The sequence below is a fragment of the Sulfurovum sp. genome (genome assembly GCF_041562805.1).
Taxonomy (GTDB): Bacteria; Campylobacterota; Campylobacteria; order Campylobacterales; family Sulfurovaceae; genus Sulfurovum.
Genome location: NZ_JBFFOH010000257.1, coordinates 1 through 2,251, shown reverse-complemented (window position 1 = coordinate 2,251; position 2,251 = coordinate 1). Strand labels below are relative to the sequence as shown.

Annotated in this window: 5 protein-coding genes; all 5 read right to left on the bottom strand. The window is 38.1% G+C overall.

The annotated features are described in order from the left end of the window. A partial coding sequence (locus tag ABYK33_RS15475; RefSeq protein ID WP_373034221.1) for a winged helix-turn-helix domain-containing protein occupies positions 1–262 on the bottom strand: 262 nt, incomplete at its 3' end. Between the two features lie 94 nt (positions 263–356). Next, a complete protein-coding gene (locus ABYK33_RS15470; RefSeq protein WP_373034219.1) occupies positions 357–809 on the bottom strand; it encodes a hypothetical protein in 453 nt (150 codons plus the stop codon). A gap of 40 nt (positions 810–849) precedes the next feature. Further along, positions 850–1,314, bottom strand: coding sequence for a hypothetical protein (locus ABYK33_RS15465; RefSeq protein WP_373034218.1), 465 nt, complete (start codon positions 1,312–1,314; stop codon positions 850–852). Between the two features lie 9 nt (positions 1,315–1,323). Beyond that, the gene (locus ABYK33_RS15460; RefSeq protein WP_373034217.1) at positions 1,324–1,917 is read right to left on the bottom strand and encodes a hypothetical protein; all 594 of its coding nucleotides are present in this window, start codon (positions 1,915–1,917) and stop codon (positions 1,324–1,326) included. 1 nt (position 1,918) lies between these two features. Further along, positions 1,919–2,251, bottom strand: a 333-nt coding sequence (locus ABYK33_RS15455) for a hypothetical protein (RefSeq protein ID WP_373034216.1), incomplete at its 5' end; no start/stop codon positions are given.

Below are 2,251 nucleotides of genomic sequence, written 5' to 3'. Positions count from 1 at the left end.
TGTAAAACTGTTTTGCTTTGGAAAGCAAGGCGCACAGCTCTTCTAAAAACACATATCTCGGGTTAAACAGATAGACTCTTGTACGTCCGGACATCTTACTTATTAAGACCCCGCCCTCTTCCAAATGCGAGAGCTGGTTTTGAATGGAGGGCAGACTGAGGTCAAAATATCTGGCGATCTCTCTTGCGTATCCCTCCTTAAAGGTCAATATATATTGCAAGGTCAATTCACGGCTTTTAGTGCCGAACAGCGCTTCTAACATAGACTCTCCTTGATATACTATATATGTCATATGATATAGTTATTGTATCATAAATATTTACTCTTTCAAAGTCCTTGTATGTTTCTGCTTCTCACTACTTCACTGATTCATTAAAGTTTTTTTCTGCAAGCAGCTTAGGGTTGGAAGCACTCTTTTTTAACTCTTCCTGACTACCAAAAGGCCAAACACTGGCATCTCCTACTTGACTCCATCTTCTTAATACGACTCTTTTGTACAGTCCAAAAGTCAGAATAATCAACAGTGAGTCTAGCATGCTCGTTTCCGGCCATATATACTCTTGGTCTGATTGGAGAAAGAGTATCCATCTAGCGATCTCTTTACGCTCTTTTTTACCAATATAAAACCTGTCGGTTGCTTTATGCTCATGTAGATCGTCATACAAATACCAAGCAGCACTCTTCACTGCCACCGCTCCATTATCACGTTTATCTATTACTATGTCATCAAGAACATCGTTTGTGATTCTTCCCGACACATATTGTCGCAATGCTTCAGCTAGTTTATCTCTTGATGATCTGTCTATCATCTTAGTTCACTTGAGTCAGCATTATTAACAGTTCAGTCATCTAACCCTCACACTTTTTACATTCAGCATTAGTAAGCTTATCTTGAAAATAGTCACGTAGATACTGCTGATCTTCTGTTTCATAGGTAGCATAGTCAATTCCATACTCTTTACTATTGTTAAACCTGACATAGACCCCGGCATCTGACATAGTGATGCACTCAATGTCAGTTATGTAGCTTTCACGATAAACAGCTTTCCAAAACCAGATAAATGTACGGAACGTGGTGTCTAACACATAAAACCTGTCGTTATGCAGAACTAAAATCGGGAACTTGGTCACTTGAACCATCAAAACAACAAATACATATAAGACAAACAAAAATGCAACTATAGACACTGTGATCATTGTTAAACTCGAATTGCCCAACACTAACGGCAATAAAAAGAGAAGAGACCAGAGGGGCATTAGATGATATTTGTTTTTTTGTTTTGTTTTTATATAGAGATTTTTCATTTTAGACACCAGTTTCCATTATTGATTTTGAGTGGGCTGTTCACCTTTCCAGTGATAAAGCCTTGAGGTTTTTTCGAGTAAATACATGCTGATATTGACCTCAGAAAACTTTACTTTAGCCTCTTTTTCTGTCAGTCCCATAATCTTTTTATGGGTGTATTTGTTGATGATGAAGTATCCATAAGGCTGTTTATCCAGTTCATGTGTAAAGTCATATTTTGATGAGTTACTTTTTTTTCGGAGTCCAATAATATACTGTTCGTTTGCACCAATTTTTGCAACTCTTTGCAGTATAACTATAGTTTCCATATCGTGCTCTTGATGTACTTTTCCCCAAATACACCACCCTTCTGAACCACCTAACGTTACGATGTAGTAGTTTTTACCAAGATCGCGTTCACTGCTTCCCTGACCAATTTTGGCAAAAAGCAAGTAAAAAGGTGTCACGAAAATCAAGAGACCCAGTAACATAGCGATTATCAGCACAACAAATGAAGTTCTTTTTTTTCTCGGTTTAGATGTATCTTCATGATGTTGGTCAGTATTTTTCTGGTTTTGATTCGCGGTCTTTTCTCTTTTAATCACTTCTTGTATGGTATGTGTTTTTCGCATTTCAGGCACCGCCTCGTTCAGAATCTTTGATCTCGTTATAAATGACTTCAAACTCTTTCATATCAAAGAACAGAGGCACATCGACCTGTATACCTTGATTATAGAACTGTGCCTTACAAACGTCATTATCCATCGGCCACTTTAGCAGGAGTTCACCATCCTGATTGTATACGACGCGATAATTGATGCCATCTTCTTCGATCTCCACATAGGCTTTCTGCCCGTTTTGATAAAGTGACCTGTCATGTTCAGACACTTTATTGTTTGCATCAAACTCCATCCCTCTTATACTGCCACTTTCCCAGAACACGATCATGCCAATAGACTTATCATT